The organism is Cupriavidus sp. 21MJTG02-4, from assembly GCF_057798975.1.
Genome location: NZ_JBYOJP010000046.1, coordinates 1 through 3311, shown reverse-complemented (window position 1 = coordinate 3311; position 3311 = coordinate 1). Strand labels below are relative to the sequence as shown.

At 65.6% G+C, this 3311-nt stretch carries 4 protein-coding genes; 3 read left to right on the top strand and 1 reads right to left on the bottom strand.

What is annotated here, in order from left to right; genetic code table 11:
- The 3 genes from AC3FKH_RS34360 to AC3FKH_RS34350 form a co-directional block, all read left to right on the top strand.
- On the top strand, nt 1–422 hold a 422-nt coding region (locus tag AC3FKH_RS34360; RefSeq protein ID WP_488680140.1), incomplete at its 5' end, for an ATP-binding cassette domain-containing protein.
- An 11-nt stretch (nt 423–433) separates the two neighbouring features.
- Complete coding sequence (locus tag AC3FKH_RS34355) at nt 434–1321, top strand: branched-chain amino acid ABC transporter permease (protein WP_488680138.1); 888 nt, start codon at nt 434–436, stop codon at nt 1319–1321.
- 146 nt (nt 1322–1467) lie between these two features.
- On the top strand, nt 1468–2355 hold the full coding sequence (locus AC3FKH_RS34350; protein ID WP_488680142.1) for a branched-chain amino acid ABC transporter permease: 888 nt from the start codon (nt 1468–1470) through the stop codon (nt 2353–2355).
- A 75-nt stretch (nt 2356–2430) separates the two neighbouring features.
- Here AC3FKH_RS34350 and AC3FKH_RS34345 read toward each other — a convergent pair.
- On the bottom strand, nt 2431–3311 hold an 881-nt coding region (locus AC3FKH_RS34345), incomplete at its 5' end, for a 3-hydroxyacyl-CoA dehydrogenase family protein (protein ID WP_488680136.1).

Sequence of the window (3311 nt, the reverse complement as noted above, 5' to 3'; positions counted from 1 at the left end):
GCGAGGAGAACTTGCTGCTGCCCCCGCAATTGAAGGGCCAAGGCGAGGGCATGAGCGAGGCCGAGATCTACGACATGTTCCCCAACCTGAAGGAGCGCCGCCAGAGCCAGGGCACGCGCCTGTCGGGAGGCGAGCAGCAGATGCTGGCGGTCGGGCGTATCTTGCGTACCGGCGCGAACCTGCTGCTGCTCGACGAGATCTCGGAGGGCCTGGCGCCGGTGATCGTGCAGGCGCTCGCGCGCATGATCCTGATGCTCAAGAAGAAGGGCTACACGGTGGTGATGGTGGAGCAGAACTTCCGCTTCGCCGCGCCGCTGGCGGACCGCTTCTATGTGATGGAGCACGGCAGCATCGTCGAGCGCTTCGCGGCCGGCGAGCTGCAGGCGAAGATGCCGGTGCTCAACGAGCTGCTCGGCGTGTAAGGAGGACTGCAATGAATCTTGAACTCGGAATTCCGCTGCCGGCACTGATGTCGCAGTTGCTGCTCGGGCTAGTGAATGGGGCCTTCTACGCGATGCTGAGCCTGGGCTTGGCCGTGATCTTCGGCTTGCTCAACGTGATCAACTTCGCGCATGGCGCGCTGTTCATGCTGGGCGCCTTGCTGGCGTGGGCCGGCATGGAGTACGCAGGGCTGAGCTACTGGGTAATGCTGTTGCTATCGCCGCTGGTCATCGGCTTGCTGGGCGTGCTGATCGAAAAGACGATGCTGCGCTGGATCTACAAGCTGGACCATATCTACGGACTGCTGCTCACGCTGGGGATCACCCTGGTAATCGAAGGCGTGCTCCGTTCCATCTATGGCGTCTCCGGCCAGCCGTACTCCGCGCCCGACTTGCTGCAGGGCGCCACTGACGTAGGCTTCATGCAGCTGCCGAACTATCGCGCATGGGTCGTGGCGGCCTCGACCACGGTCTGCCTGGGCACCTGGTTCGTCATCGAGAAGACCAGGCTCGGTGCCTACCTGCGTGCGGGCACCGAGAACCCCAAGGTGGTCGAGGCGTTCGGCGTCAACGTGCCGCTGATGGTCACTCTGACCTACGGCTTCGGCGTGGCACTGGCCGCATTCGCCGGAGTGCTGGCCGCGCCGGTGATTCAGGTGTCGCCGCTGATGGGCCAGAACCTGATCATCGTGGTGTTCGCGGTGGTAGTGATCGGCGGCATGGGCTCGATCCTCGGCGCGATCGTCACCGGCCTGGGCCTGGGCGTGATCGAAGGCCTAGCCAGGGTGGTCTACCCGGAGGCGTCATCCACGGTGGTCTTCGTAGTGATGGTGATTGTCCTGCTGCTTCGTCCGGCGGGCCTGTTTGGCAAGGAAAAGTGATGACCGAATTCTCTCTCCCTTCAACGTTGAACCCTGCGGCCGGCGGGCGCGCACCGGCGCAAAGCCGCGCATGGGCATGCGCATCCGTCGTGCTGGTTGCCCTGCTGCTTCTGGCGCCGCATCTTGGCTTCTATCCGGTCTTCGTGATGAAGATCCTCTGCTTCGCGCTGTTTGCCGCGGCTTTCAACCTGCTGCTCGGCTACACCGGCTTGCTGTCGTTTGGTCATGCCGCCCTGTTCGGCGGCGCCGGCTACATGGCCGGCTATGCGGTCAGGAACTGGCATGTCACGACAGAGGCCGGCCTGCTGGTCGGCGTGGCCACCGCGGTGGCGATCGGCTTGCTGATGGGGGTGCTGGCGATTCGTCGCCAGGGCATCTACTTCGCGATGATCACCCTGGCGCTGGCACAGATGTTCTTCTTCATCTGCCTGCAGATACCCCAGACCGGCGGCGAGGACGGCTTGCAGGGCGTTCCGCGCGGCGCGCTGTTCGGGCTGATCGACATGTCCTCGGACGTCCGCTTCTACTACGTTGTCGTGACCGTCTTTGTCGCGGCGATGGCGCTGATTGCCCGCATCGTCAATTCCCCGTTTGGCCAGCTTCTCCAGGCGGTCAAGGAGAACGAGAGCCGCGCCATCTCGCTGGGCTACAGTACCGATCGCTTCAAGCTGATGGCCTTTGTGCTGTCTGCCGCGCTGGCGGGGCTGGCGGGAGCGATGAAGGCGCTGGTGCTTGGCTTTGCGACGCTGGCCGACGTCCATTGGGCCATGTCGGGGGCAGTCATCCTGATGACGCTGGTGGGCGGCATGGGGACGCTTAGCGGGCCCGTCGTCGGCGCGCTCGTCATCGTGACCCTGGAGAACAAGCTGGGCGAGATCGGCGCGGGACTGGCCCATGTCACCGGGATCGACTGGTTCGCATTCCTGGGCGAGTCGGTCACGCTCGTGACGGGCGTCATCTTTATCCTGTGCGTTCTGCTGTTCCGCAAAGGGCTGGTTGGCGCCGTGCTGGATCGGATTCCTGCGGGACGGTGAGCGGCAAAACTGCGGTGACGCCGCCGGCGGGTTGCTCGACCCGCTAGCGGTGCTTCAGCAAACAATGCAAGCGTATCAACCCTCAACCGTCAGCAGCGACAGCCCCAGGCCCGCACGGCGCCACAGCCACGGGCTCGGGCGGTAGCGCATGTCGCCGGTCAGCGCTTCCATATTGCGCAAGGTCTCCAGCACCAGTTGCGGACCCACGGCATCGCCCAGGGCCAGCGGACCCTTGGGGTAGCCCAGGCCAAGGTTCACGGCCAGGTCGATGTCCGCCGGCGAAGCAATGCGTTGCTGCGCGATATCGCTGGCGTTGTTGATGATGCAGCAGAGCACGCGCTGGGCAATGAAGCCGGCCGAGTCGCGGATCACCGTGACCGGCACGCCGTCGCTGGCGAACAGGCCGTGCGCGGCGTCGCGCGCGGGGGCGCCGGTGGCGGGCGTGGTCATCAGCGTGCGGCGCCTGGTGGCCTCGAAGGGCAGCAGCGTGTCGATGGCCACCGTGCGCGAGGCGTCCAGGCCTTGCCGGAGCGCGGTGGTGGTGGCATCGAGGCCCAGCGGCGTGACGACGATCAGCGCATCGGCGGACGGCTGGTCACCGCTCTCGGGCGTGATACCAAGCGCGCCGAGCAGCTTCGTCACCATGGCATGGCCACGCTCGCTGGCGCGGCTGACCCACACGCTGGCCGGTCGTGCCGACGGAACTGCGGCCGTGGCCGGGACCTGCTTCTGGCCATCCACGTAGCGGTAGAAGCCCGCGCCGGCCTTGCGCCCGACCAGTCCGCCGACCGAGCGGATCGCCGTGATCGGCGACGGGCGGTAGCGCGGTTCCTGGTAGAACTGGTTGTAGATCGATTCCATCACCGGGTGCGACACATCGAGCCCGGTCAGGTCCATCAGCTCGAATGGCCCCATGCGGAAGCCCGCTTGCTCGCGCATGACGTTGTCGATGTCGA